This window comes from Alcanivorax sp. DSM 26293, assembly GCF_900107995.1.
In the GTDB taxonomy this organism is placed as follows: Bacteria; Pseudomonadota; Gammaproteobacteria; order Pseudomonadales; family Alcanivoracaceae; genus Alcanivorax.
Genome location: NZ_FNUM01000007.1, coordinates 46,207 through 58,552 on the forward strand (window position 1 = coordinate 46,207; position 12,346 = coordinate 58,552).

Annotated in this window: 10 protein-coding genes and 2 tRNA genes; 1 reads left to right on the forward strand and 11 read right to left on the reverse strand. The window is 58.2% G+C overall.

The window, feature by feature from the left end; genetic code table 11:
* Nucleotides 1-7: 7 nt before the first annotated feature.
* From infB to rlmE, 11 genes are all read right to left on the reverse strand, one after another.
* Nucleotides 8-2,698, reverse strand: coding sequence for a translation initiation factor IF-2 (gene infB, locus C4S63_RS12985; protein ID WP_062817073.1), 2,691 nt, complete (start codon nt 2,696-2,698; stop codon nt 8-10).
* 218 nt (nt 2,699-2,916) lie between these two features.
* Nucleotides 2,917-4,425 (reverse strand): transcription termination factor NusA, encoded by a 1,509-nt coding sequence (gene nusA, locus C4S63_RS12990; protein ID WP_062817074.1) that lies wholly within the window; start codon nt 4,423-4,425, stop codon nt 2,917-2,919.
* 39 nt (nt 4,426-4,464) lie between these two features.
* Nucleotides 4,465-4,920: a ribosome maturation factor RimP gene (rimP, locus tag C4S63_RS12995; protein WP_063509598.1), complete on the reverse strand. Its 456-nt coding sequence runs from the start codon at nt 4,918-4,920 to the stop codon at nt 4,465-4,467.
* Between the two features lie 173 nt (nt 4,921-5,093).
* Nucleotides 5,094-5,170: transfer RNA gene (locus C4S63_RS13000), tRNA-Met, on the reverse strand.
* 412 nt (nt 5,171-5,582) lie between these two features.
* Nucleotides 5,583-5,668, reverse strand: a tRNA-Leu gene (locus C4S63_RS13005).
* 14 nt (nt 5,669-5,682) lie between these two features.
* A complete protein-coding gene (gene secG, locus C4S63_RS13010; protein ID WP_062817077.1) occupies nt 5,683-6,129 on the reverse strand; it encodes a preprotein translocase subunit SecG in 447 nt (148 codons plus the stop codon).
* Nucleotides 6,130-6,139: 10 nt separating this feature from the next.
* Entirely contained in the window at nt 6,140-6,886 is a 747-nt protein-coding gene (gene tpiA, locus C4S63_RS13015; protein WP_103917816.1) for a triose-phosphate isomerase, read from the reverse strand.
* Between the two features lie 44 nt (nt 6,887-6,930).
* Nucleotides 6,931-8,265 carry a phosphoglucosamine mutase gene (gene glmM / locus C4S63_RS13020; RefSeq protein WP_103917817.1) on the reverse strand — a complete coding sequence of 445 codons (1,335 nt, stop codon included), beginning with the start codon at nt 8,263-8,265 and terminating at the stop codon, nt 6,931-6,933.
* Nucleotides 8,266-8,282: 17 nt separating this feature from the next.
* Entirely contained in the window at nt 8,283-9,080 is a 798-nt protein-coding gene (gene folP / locus C4S63_RS13025; RefSeq protein ID WP_103917818.1) for a dihydropteroate synthase, read from the reverse strand.
* Between the two features lie 60 nt (nt 9,081-9,140).
* Nucleotides 9,141-11,045: an ATP-dependent zinc metalloprotease FtsH gene (gene ftsH / locus C4S63_RS13030; RefSeq protein ID WP_197461919.1), complete on the reverse strand. Its 1,905-nt coding sequence runs from the start codon at nt 11,043-11,045 to the stop codon at nt 9,141-9,143.
* A 125-nt stretch (nt 11,046-11,170) separates the two neighbouring features.
* Nucleotides 11,171-11,797, reverse strand: a complete 627-nt coding sequence (gene rlmE / locus C4S63_RS13035; protein WP_062817082.1) for a 23S rRNA (uridine(2552)-2'-O)-methyltransferase RlmE — start codon at nt 11,795-11,797, stop codon at nt 11,171-11,173.
* A gap of 159 nt (nt 11,798-11,956) precedes the next feature.
* On the opposite strand from rlmE, the gene C4S63_RS13040 reads away from it, so the two are divergent.
* Nucleotides 11,957-12,271, forward strand: a complete 315-nt coding sequence (locus C4S63_RS13040) for a YhbY family RNA-binding protein (protein ID WP_062817190.1) — start codon at nt 11,957-11,959, stop codon at nt 12,269-12,271.
* Nucleotides 12,272-12,346: the final 75 nt, after the last annotated feature.

The following is a 12,346-nucleotide window of genomic DNA, read 5'->3' on the forward strand; positions in this document are numbered from 1 at the left end:
ACGCTCCTTAAAGGAAGCGCGCCACCTCCTTCACTTCGAAGACTTCGATCTTGTCGCCTTCCTTCACGTCGTTGTAGCTCTTCACGGCAATACCACACTCCATGCCGTTGCGAACTTCCTGGACGTCGTCCTTGAAGCGACGCAGGGATTCCAGCTCGCCTTCGAAGACCACCACATCGTCGCGCAGCACGCGGATCGGCCGATTGCGGTACAAGGTACCTTCGATAACCATACAGCCAGCCACGGCACCGAACTTGGAGGAACGGAACACGTCGCGAACCTGGGCGGTACCGAGAATCTCTTCGCGCTTCTCCGGCGCCAGCAGGCCGCTCATGGCCGACTTGACGTCGTCGATCAGCTCATAGATGACGCTGTAGTAGCGCAGATCCAGACCTTCCTGCTCGCACAGTTTCTTGGCCTTGGAATCAGCACGGACGTTGAAGCCCAGCAGCACGGCTTCACTGGTCATTGCCAGATTGACGTCTGACTCGTTGATCGCACCGACACCGGCAGACACAAGGTTCACCTTCACCTCTTCCGTGCCCAGATCATTAAGGGCACCGGTGAGGGCTTCCAGGGAACCGCGCACATCGGTCTTGAGAACGATGTTGACGGTCTTGATTTCTTCACTGCCCATGTTGGCAAACAGGTTTTCCAGCTTGGACGCCTGTTGACGCTTGAGCTTCAGGTCACGGTCACGCTCCTGACGGAACTCGGCCACTTCGCGGGCTTTCTTCTCGTCGGGAACAACCTGTACCTGTTCACCCGCTTCCGGGGCACCGTCCAGGCCCAGCACTTCCACCGGGATGGAGGGGCCGGCAGAGGTGATCGGCTTGCCGTTCTCGTCCACCATGGCCCGCACGCGACCGAAGTGCGCACCGGCCAGCAGCATGTCACCAATATTCAGCTCACCTGCCTGCACCAGAATGGAGGCAACGGTACCGCGACCTTTTTCAATGCGCGATTCGATCACCACACCGGTGGCCGAGCCGGTGGCCGGCGATTTCAGTTCCAGCAATTCTGACTGCAGCAGGATGGCATCCAGCAGGTCATCCACGCCCTGGCCGGAGTGCGCGGATACGTTGATGAACTGATATTCACCGCCCCACTCTTCCGGAATCACGTCCTTGGTGGCCAGCTCGTTACGAACCCGGTCCGGGTCTGCCTGCTCTTTATCAATCTTGTTCACGGCAATGATGATCGGGGCACCGGATGCCTTGGCGTGATTGATCGCCTCTTCGGTTTGCGGCATCACGCCATCGTCTGCGGCGACTACAATCACCACGATATCAGTGGCTTTGGCACCACGCGCACGCATGGCCGTAAAAGCGGCGTGACCCGGGGTGTCCAGGAAGGTGATCATGCCCTTCTCATGCTGTACGTGGTAAGCACCGATGTGCTGGGTAATGCCGCCCGCTTCACCGTCGGCCACCTTGGCCTTGCGGATATAATCCAGCAGGGAGGTTTTACCGTGGTCCACGTGCCCCATGATGGTGACTACCGGCGCACGATCATTCAGGTCCACATCGTCACGGTTGACCATATCGGCCAGGTGATCTTCGAGAACTTCTTCCTGACCTTTGCTGGCGACGGCCTTGTGGCCCATTTCTTCCACCAGCAAAAACGCGGTTTCCTGATCAATAAACTGGTTGACCGTCGCCATTTCACCCATCTTCATCATGGCCTTGATCAGTTCCTTGGCCTTGATGTTCATGCGCTGGGCCAGATCGCCCACGGTAATGGTTTCCGGTACTTCGACTTCGTAGATTTTCTTCTCCGTCGGGGTTTTAAAGCCGTGCTGCTTGTTCATGGAGCTCTTCATCTGCCCATGAGCAACGCCCGCCGATTTCGGCTTGCGGCGACGACGACGAGACTGGCGCTCTTCACGCTGATAACTGGCTTCCTGGGCGGCAACAACAATGGAAGACCCTTTGTCTTCCTCTTCTTCAGGCTTTTTCTCTTCCTGATCGCCACGTTTTTCCAGCTCAGCAGCAATCCGCGCCGCTTCTTCAGCAGTACGGCGAGCGGCTTCTTCTTCCGCTTTCTTGCGAGCTTCGGCTTCTTGCTTGCGCTTGGCCTCATCCGCTTCACGCTGCTTGCGTTCCGCTTCCTCGCGCTTGGCTTTCTCTTCCGGGGTTTCGGTCTTGGCTGGCTTCTTGGCGGTTGCCGTCTTGGGCACGGAGACACGCTTGGTCTTTTCTTCCGCCGCCTTTTCACCTGCAGCCTTACGCTCGGCTTCCGCACGAGCCTTGGCTTCTTCCTCTTTCTTGCTGGCCGCTTCTTCTTCGGCCTGACGCTTGGCCGCTTCTTCCGCCTTGCGTTTCTCTTCTTCCGCCAGACGCGCAGCCTCTTCCGCCGCCTTGCGTTCGGCTTCTTCGCGTTCCTGCTCCTCAAGCGCTTCGCGCTTCACGTAGGTGCGCTTCTTGCGCACTTCCACGTTAACGGTCTTGGATTTGCCCGCCGCACCGGTGGTCTTGATAGTGCTGGTGGACTTGCGCTTGAGGGTAATCTTCTTGGCTTCGGTATCCGCGGCACCATGGGACTTGCGCAGATGGGCAAGAAGCTGCTGCTTCTGCTCATCGGAGACCACTTCGCTGGCATCGCCATGGGGTAGCCCGGCGTCTTTCATCTGCGAAAGCAGTTTCTCGACGGGGGTCCCTACGATGTCGGCCAGTTTCTTTACGGTCGTTTCTGCCATGTCAGCAACACTCTCCTGTCCGTCTCTAGCAGGCTATTGAAAATAGCCTGGGCCATTGCCCTCGGGGCGAATGACCGCGCTGCCCGGCACATTCCGGTCAGCGCATTGTGTGCTTATCTTTGCGGGCCATACCGCGAAGATAGCTTGAAAAGCACCTTATGGCCTTTTCAACACCCTGCTGTTGGTGCCCGCGTCCAATCCGCCAGGATTAAAGGCCGTTACGCCCCGGCTTCATTTTCATCAGCGAACCAGGGGGCCCGGGCAGTCATGATCAGCTCGGCGGCACGCTCTTCGCTCATGCCACTGATGTCCATCAAATCATCCACCGCCTGTTCGGCCAGATCTTCCATGGTGGGGATACCGCGCGATGCCAGTTCCACAGCCAGGTCACGATCCATGCCTTCCATATTGAGAAGGTCTTCAGCAGGCTCGGCCAGCTCGAATTTCTCTTCGGATACCAGGGCTTTGGTCAGCAGGACATCCTTGGCGCGCTGGCGCAGGGCGTCGACGATATCTTCATCGAACCCGTCGATAGCGAGCATCTCTTCTTCCGGCACGTAGGCCACTTCTTCCAGGGTGGTAAAACCTTCATCCACCAGAATGCCGGCAACATCTTCGTCCACGTCCAGTTCTTTCATGAACGTTTCCAGTGCCTGGGCAGCTTCCTCTTCCTGTTTGTTCTGGGCATCGTCAAGGGTCATGACGTTGAGTTCCCAGCCAGTCAGTTCAGAGGCCAAACGGATATTCTGGCCGCTACGGCCGATGGCCTGAGCCAGAGCGGACTCGTCTTCCACCGCGATATCCATGGAGTGACTTTCTTCATCCATAACAATGGAAGCCACTTCCGCCGGCTGCATGGCATTGATCACCAACTGTGCCGGGTTGTCGTCCCACAGGACGATATCGATACGTTCACCGGCGAGCTCATTGGAGACCGCCTGAACACGGGCACCGCGCATACCCACGCAGGCACCGACCGGATCAATACGCTGGTCATTGCTTTTCACGGCAATCTTGGCACGGGAGCCAGGATCTCGGGCAGCGCCCTTGATTTCGATCAGCTCTTCACCGATTTCCGGCACTTCAATCTTGAACAGCTCGACCAGCATGTCCGGGCAGGCTCGGCTGGCAAACAGCTGCGGGCCACGGTTTTCTTCGTTCACGCCCAGCAAATACGCACGGATTCGGTCATTCTGACGCACCGCTTCACGGGGAATCATGTGCTCGCGGGTAATCAACGCTTCCGCATTCCCGCCCAGATCCAGAACGATGGAATCCCGGTTGGCTTTTTTGACGATGCCGCTGATCAACTCACCAATGCGATCACGATACTCTTCGATGATCTGGCGACGCTCGGCTTCGCGCACTTTCTGCACGATAACCTGTTTGGCAGTCTGGGCACCGATACGACCGAAGGCTTCCGATTCGATCTCTTCTTCCCAGGTGTCACCAATCTGCAGAGACGGATCCTGCTCATGGGCTTCATCAAGGGTCAGCTGTTTACCGAATTCATAAAGCTCTTCGTCGGGTACGACGTGCCATACGCGGAACGTGCGGGAATCACCGGATACCCGGTCAATATCCACGCGAATTTCCACGTCTTCTTCCTTAAAGCGTTTTTTGGTAGCGGCCGCCAGTGCCAGCTCGATGGCCTCGAAAATCACGTCACGGCTGACGCCTTTTTCGTTTGATACGGTTTCCGCTACCAGCAGGATCTCTTTGTTCATGGCCAAGCCTTTACAAAGACAAAGTTCTTCAGGGCGTGCTCAGTCGAAGCGAGGCTGCAACCGGGCACGATCTACCTGACTGTAAGGAATACGCAGAGTGTCGCCATCAAGCTCCACCACCAGCGTTTCGCCATCCACGGCCACAATGGCCGCCGTCATTTTACGCTTGCCTGATACCGGCGCCAGCAACTTCAGCTGAACATCTTCACCGATATAGTCGGCATATTGCGCAATATCAAACATGGGCCGATCCATGCCCGGCGAAGACACCTCCAGGTTGTATTCGCCAGGTATTGGATCTTCCACATCCAGCACGCCGCTGATTTCGTGACTCACCGCCGCGCAATTATCTACTGTGATACCGTCGCTGTGGTCGATATAGACACGCAAAACAGCCCCGCGCCCCTGGATATGTTCAATACCCCAAAGCACGAAGCCCAAGTCCTCAACGACCGGAGCCAGCAGCTCCGTCAATTGCTCTACGCGTTTCGACATGTCCTTTCCGACAGTACAAACAAAAAATGGGCCTGGGGACAATACAGCCACTGCAAGGAAGCCATGCAATCGACCGCACATCCACCGCCCATTCCACTGCTGCGGATAACAAAAGGCCCCTGCTAGAGGGGCCTTTTGTCCGCTTTGAACCCGCCGTAGCCGGTTCTTCTAAGTGGTAGCGGGGGCAGGATTTGAACCTACGACCTTCGGGTTATGAGCCCGACGAGCTACCAGACTGCTCCACCCCGCAATAAACCGTTGAACCGTAAGCGCCCCTCGGCACTCGATCTGCATTCTGGTGCGTGCAGATCTTTTGGTTCCAGCTGACCGAGCCTGACTCGCTAAAGCTGCTCAACCGGCCTCAAATATCGAGCGCAAATAGTACTTAGAGGCGCTCACTCTGTCAAGGCAAAGACGAAAAAAACATTTATTTTTCGCTGCCTTAGCACAACAAGGAGCACGCCCCTTCTGTGCAGTTGCAAGCACTCCTGTGCCCGCATTACCGACACGGCTGGCGACGTTTTTTGTCGCAGAAACCAGGCCGGCATACACAACCCCATTGTGCCGTTTTTGGTGATCGCAGACTTCCGCCATCACCCCGATCAAGACAGTCAAACGCTGTCTGGCCGGACCGAGATCCACTCAGGACCTCTCTTCCAAATTGGTGCCGAAGGCCGGACTTGAACCGGCACGAGCGAAGCTCACTACCCCCTCAAGATAGCGTGTCTACCAATTCCACCACTTCGGCAAAGAACGCTTTACTTACTGCTCCGACTGAGGCACTTCAGTCGGGGCCGGGGATTCTACCCCAGCTTGAGGCACATCCGAAACCTCTTTTTGCGCCGGCACCTCATCGGATGCCACAGGCACCTCTGACAGAGTGGCGGGCACATCAGAATCCACTGGAGCCGCGGGCACATCGTCTTCCTGCTGCTCAAGAGTTTCCAGTTCCGGCAAGAAGCTGCGCACACCCTCGGCTTCCTGGCGCGCCATCCAGGCCAGCGCCATGCTGGTGACAAAGAACACCACCGCCAGCAGCGCCGTGGCACGGGTCAGGAAATTGGCTGACCCGGCACTGCCAAATACGGTCTGCGATCCCCCGCCACCGAAAGAGGCTCCGGCATCGGCACCTTTACCGTGCTGAATCAGCACCAGACCGATCAGGCCAAGGGCCGCCAGTACATGCACTACGTGAACAACAATATCCATAATGACTCTATTATTCCGCCGCCTGACAGATAGCAATAAAACTGTCGGCTGTTAACGATGCCCCGCCTATCAGACCCCCATCGATGTCTGACTGGGCAAACAGAAGGGCGGCATTATCCGCCTTTACACTGCCGCCGTAAAGCAAGCACAGCGATTCAGCGATATCCGGATCGTTTTTTTCCAATGACGCCCGCAACGAGGCGTGCACTTCCTGGGCCTGCTCCGGGCTGGCAGTCCTGCCGGTGCCGATGGCCCACACAGGTTCATAGGCCACCACCGCCTTACCGAAAGCCGCAATACCTACGGCATCAATCACCGCCTGCAACTGTCCACAGACCACGGATTCCGTGTTTCCGGCTTCACGCTCTTCCAGGGTTTCTCCCACACAGAGGATCGGAACCAGGCCCGCGGCCTGGGCGCGAGAAAACTTGTCGGCGATCACCGCATCGGTTTCCCCGTACAGGGCACGGCGCTCGGAATGACCCACAATCACGTGACTGCAGCCCACCTCCGCAAGCATGGCTGCGGACACCTCGCCAGTGAAAGCCCCGTCATCCTGATCACTCAGATTCTGCCCACCCACCTTGATGGCCGCCGGCAGCTGGCTTCTGGCCGCAGCCAGGTAGGGAAAGGGCGGACAGATCAACACCTGCGCCACACCCTCATAGCTGCTCAACGCTTCCGCCATCTCAGACAGAAGTGCCTCCCGCCCGTTCATTTTCCAGTTACCGGCAACCAGCGGTGTTCTTGATTTCATTTGTCATTTCCTTGAATAGAAAAATGGCGCAAGGCCAAGGGCGATTACGCAATCGCCTTTTCCACCACATCCGCCAGCTCGCGACACAGGGCAGCCACCTTGTCCGGATCCTTGCCCTCGATCATCACCCGCACCAAAGGCTCGGTGCCGGAAGGCCGCAGCAGGATGCGGCCATTACCGGCCAGCGCTTTTTCGGCTTCCGCCATGGCCGTTTTGACTTCGGGCTTGTCCATAAAGCCGTCACGATTGGGGCCTCTCACGTTGATCATCGTCTGGGGCAACAAGGCCACATCCGCCACCGCCTCCGCCAGGCTCTGGTCTCGACGTGACAGCGCCGCCAGAACCTGCAAGGCTGAAACCGTGCCATCTCCGGTGGACGTGCGATCCAGACAAACCAGATGGCCAGAAGACTCGCCACCGATTAACCAACCACGCTGGTCAAGCTGCTCCATCACATAACGATCCCCCACTTTGGCACGCACGAACTCAATATCCAGCGCCTGCAGGGCCAGCTCAAGACCGAAATTGGACATCAGGGTACCGACTACGCCGGGCAGTTCCGCCCCGCTCTCCTTGCGATCGCGGGCTACTACGAACAATAGCTGATCGCCGTCCACCAGATTACCGCTGTGATCCACCATGATCAGCCGGTCCGCATCACCATCCAGCGCCACCCCGAGGTCCGCTTTTTCCTCAAGCACACGCTGCTGCAGCTTTTCCGGATGCGTGGAGCCGCAATCGCGGTTGATATTGAAGCCGTCCGGCGTGTTGGCCAGGGCCACCACCTCAGCGCCCAATTCCTCGAACACATCCGGGGCAATGTGGTACGCCGCACCATTGGCGGTATCGACCACAATCTTCATGCCATTCAGGTTCAGCCCGGGCACCGTGCTCTTGCAGAATTCAATGTACCGACCTCGGGCATCATCAATCCGGCGCACCTTGCCAAGCTGGTCAGTGGCCACGACCGACATCTCTTCATCCAGCAGCCGCTCGATTTCCAGCTCGATATCATCACTGAGCTTGCGGCCGTCCGCGCCAAAGAACTTGATGCCGTTATCGGTGTAGGCGTTATGGGAGGCGGAAATGACAATACCTGCCTGGGCCGATAGCGTCCGGGTCAGATAGGCAATGCCCGGTGTCGGCAGAGGGCCGAGCAGACGCACATCAACACCCGCCGCAGAAATGCCCGCTTCCAGGGCCGACTCGAACATATACCCGGAAATACGGGTATCCTTGCCAATCAGAATCTTGCTGCCGCCGCGGGCAGCCAGCACTTTACCGGCCGCCCAACCCAGTTTGAGCACGAAATCCGGAGTAATGGGGAACTCCCCTACCGTGCCCCGCACACCATCTGTCCCGAAATATTTACGCGCCATGACGACTCCTTGTGCAGTTATTTTGTGCGCTCACTATCGACTGATTGCCGAACGGCGTGTGCGAAACGCACCACATCCACGGTTTCCTTCACATCGTGTGCGCGAACGATCATTGCACCGCGCTCAACACACATCACGGCCGCTGCCAGACTGGCGGGCAATCGCTCATTCACGTCCCGGCCGAGCAGTTTACCAAACAGAGACTTGCGTGAAATACCGATCAGAATTGGCAGTGCCAATTCCTGCAAAGCGGCCATTTCATGCATTAGCGTAAGGTTGTGCGCCACGGTTTTGGCAAAGCCAAAACCCGGATCGACAAGCAGTCGTTCGCGGGGAATGCCCACCTGCCCACAGGCGGCAATACGTTGGCGCAGGAAATCGACCACCTCGGCGGTGACGTCCTGGTAACGGGGATCGTCCTGCATGTTGCCGGGCTCTCCTTGCATGTGCATCAGACACACAGGTAACCCGCTGGCAGCCGCAGCGCCCAGGGCCCCGGATCGGCGCAGGGCACGCACATCATTGATCATGCCTGCGCCTGCTGCCGCGGCACCACGAATCACTGCGGCAGTGCTGGTATCCACAGACACAAGGGCATCAAGCTCCGACGTCAGCGCCTCGACGACCGGCACCACCCTGTCCAGTTCCTGCTGCTCGGACACCGGTGCCGCACCGGGACGGGTGGACTCGCCGCCCACGTCAATAATGGCCGCACCATCCGCCAGCATTCGCTCCGCCTGACGCAGGGCAGCATCCCGCTCGGTAAAGCGGCCACCATCGGAAAAGGAATCCGGGGTTACATTCAGTATCCCCATAACGACAGGCGCGGACAGGTCTAGTGTCCGCGCCCCACAGGTCAGCGTTTCAATCATGGATCAGTGAGTATTGGCAGGCCCACCGATGGCATCGTCACCCGGCTCTTTATCGCCGGTGGCGGCACCATTGCCCGGCCCCTGATCGCGCCAGTCTTTCGGCGGACGAGGCTTGTGGCCAGCCATGATGTCGTCGATCTGACCGGCATCAATGGTTTCGTATTGCATCAAGGCTTCCGCCATCAGGTCCAGCTTGTCGCGGTTGTCCTCGAGAATCTGCTTGGCTCGGCCATAGCAGCTATCAATGATGGCCCTCACCTCGCGGTCAATCTCTTCAGCGGTCTGCTCGGACATGCTCTTGCGCTGGGACATTTGCTTGCCCAGGAAGACTTCACCCTCTTCTTCCTCGTAGGCCAGCGGGCCCAGCTTCTCGCTCAGCCCCCACTTGGTCACCATGGCACGGGCAAGCTTGGTAGCACGCTCAATGTCGTTGGAGGCACCGGTTGTGACACCGTCGAAGCCCAATGTCATTTCCTCGGCCAGACGACCGCCGTAGAGCGAACAGATGGAAGATTCCAGACCGCGCTTGGACTGGGAATACTTGTCTTCTTCCGGCAGGTACATGGTCACACCCAGGGCCCGGCCACGGGGAATGATGCTGACCTTGTAGACAGGATCATGTTCCGGCACCAGACGCCCGACAATGGCATGACCCGCCTCGTGATAGGCAGTATTCAGCTTTTCTTTCTCGCTCATCACCATGGAGCGGCGTTCGGCGCCCATCAGGATCTTGTCCTTGGCTTTCTCGAACTCCTCCATGGACACCATGCGCTTGTTGGCACGGGCAGCGAACAGCGCAGCTTCATTGACCAGGTTGGCCAGGTCCGCGCCGGAGAAACCGGGAGTACCACGGGCAATCACACTGGGGTCCACATCTTCGGAGATAGGCACCTGACGCATGTGCACCTTGAGCACGTGTTCGCGGCCACGGATATCCGGCAGCGGCACCGTTACCTGACGGTCGAAACGGCCCGGGCGCAACAGCGCCGGGTCCAGCACGTCGGGACGGTTGGTGGCGGCGATCACGATAATGCCCTCATTGCCATCAAAGCCATCCATTTCCACCAGCAGCTGGTTCAACGTCTGCTCACGCTCATCGTGACCACCGCCCAGGCCGGCGCCACGGGAGCGCCCCACCGCATCAATTTCGTCGATGAAGATAATGCAGGGAGAATGCTTCTTGGCCTGCTCGAACATGTCGCGCACACGGCTGGCACCCACACCCACGAACATTTCCACGAAGTCAGAGCCGGAAATACTGAAGAACGGTACCTTGGCCTCACCGGCAATCGCCTTGGCGAGGAGGGTCTTACCGGTACCCGGAGAGCCAACCATCAGCACACCGCGGGGAATCTTGCCGCCCAGGCGCTGGAATTTGGCCGGATCGCGCAGGAACTCCACAAGCTCCTGCACCTCTTCCTTGGCCTCTTCCACGCCCGCCACATCGGCGAAGGTGGTTTTGATCTGGTCTTCGCCCAGCAGTTTCGCCTTGGATTTACCAAAGGTCATCGGGCCACTGCCACCTCGGCCCCCGCCCTGCATCTGGCGCATGAAAAAGATAAAAATAGCCAGGATGATCAGAATCGGCAGTACGGACAGGAACAGCTGCATCAGGAAACCCTGGCGCTCCGGCTCCACACCCACCACATTCACCTTGTTCTGGATCAACGTGGGCATCAGGTTGGTGTCCAGAGTCGGCGGTTTGACCGTCTTGAACTGGCTGCCATCCTTGTAGGTGCCGGTAATCGCACTTTCGCCGATCTTGGCTTCCTGCACGTCACCACTCTCTACCCGCGAGATGAAGTCAGAGTAGGGAATACTGGTTGTTGCAGGCTGGGTGCTGATGCTGGACGCCACAACGTAAAGGACGCCGGCGATAACCAGCCACAGCACAATATTCTTGGTCATGTCGTTCAAGGGAGACCTCGATCAATTCCGGGCGCTTGACGCGCACAATAACGAACTTACACCTTACACCATTTGCCGAACCCTGAGTAATGCCGGTTCGGACAGCAAAACGGCCATTTTACGGCTTATTTCAGACCACTTGCCAGCTGGTACACCTCGGTGGATCGGGCCCGGCTGGCGGCCGGCTTGCGGCTGACAACCCGGTCAAAGCGCTGCAGCAGCATTTGCCGGTACTCGTCAAACCCTTCGCCCTGGAATACCTTGACCAGAAACTGGCCATCCGGTTCCAGTACCCGCTCGGCCATATCCAGCGCCAACTCCGCCAGATACATGGCCCGCGGCTGATCCACGCCCTTGTTACCACTCATATTGGGGGCCATGTCGGACATTACAAGGTCTGCCTTGCGATCCCCGAGGGCCGCCAGGATTTGCTCATACACCGCATCTTCGCGGAAATCCCCTTCGATGAAGGTCACATCCGGCAAGGCGTCCATGGGAAGGATATCGCTGGCGATGACAGTGCCGTGTGAACCCATCAGCCGGCCCGCCACCTGGGACCAGCCGCCCGGCGCGGCCCCCAGGTCCAGCACTGTCATACCGGGCCGGAACAGGCGGTCCTTCTCATGCATTTCCAGCAACTTGAAGCTGGCGCGGGAGCGGTAGCCCTCCGCCTGGGCCTTCGCCACCCACTGGTCGCTGAAATGCTCCTTGAGCCAGGCCTTGCTGGTTTTGGAACGGCTCGATTTCGCCATAAGAGATTACCTCACCCACCCGGTTTGCCGTTCCTGTGCGTAACGGCTGCTTTTCAATTTGCTAACCCGTAGAATACGCCCACTGTCGGGGCAACCCGGACATTCCCTTATTTCCTGTGTCGCCCCGCTGGCGACACCTTGCAGCTCTGGAGCCACACCGTGCCGCTATCGCAACAGGACATCAAACGGCTGCGCCGTATTGGCCACCACCTAAAGCCCGTGCTCATTTTCGGTGGCAAAGGCCTTACCGAAACCTTTATCGAAGAGCTGAACCTGCGCCTGGAAGACCACGAATTGATCAAGGTTAAGGTCAATGCGGAAACCCGTGACGACCGGGCTGCCATCGTCCAGGCCCTGAGCGAAAAGGGTAGCGCCGAGCTGATCCAGCGCATCGGCAACATTGCCCTGCTCTACCGACCGGCACAGAAACCCAACCCGAAACTATCCAATATCCTGCGCTATCAGGACGCATAACTGCCGCCTGACTTCCCCGCAGGCCTTATGAAAAAGGCGACGTTAAACGTCGCCTTTTCTTTTCCCTTGCAACTT